Annotated in this window: 1 protein-coding gene; it reads left to right on the plus strand. The window is 42.5% G+C overall.

Annotated features, from left to right (window positions below):
• A partial coding sequence (locus DMB71_RS00065; RefSeq protein WP_162614721.1) for a hypothetical protein occupies positions 1-259 on the plus strand: 259 nt, incomplete at both ends.

Raw genomic sequence — 259 nt, forward strand, 5'->3', positions numbered from 1 at the left:
AACATCAAACAATTTTACTGTTACCGTAAATCCTTTGCCGACAATAGCATTAGGTTCTACTACTGCGGTTTGTACAAGCTCAAATTCGCAAAGCACCACATTGCCCTATAGTGGAGTTGCAAATTCGCCAACTACTTACAGCATTACGTGGAACGCCAGTCCGACAAATACCTTTTTACCAGTTTCAAATGCGGCTTTACCAGCAAGTCCGATTAATATTTCCATTCCAGCAAATACTGCAGCTGGAACGTACACGGGA

The sequence above is a fragment of the Flavobacterium tistrianum genome (genome assembly GCF_003254545.1).
GTDB lineage: Bacteria > Bacteroidota > Bacteroidia > Flavobacteriales > Flavobacteriaceae > Flavobacterium > Flavobacterium tistrianum.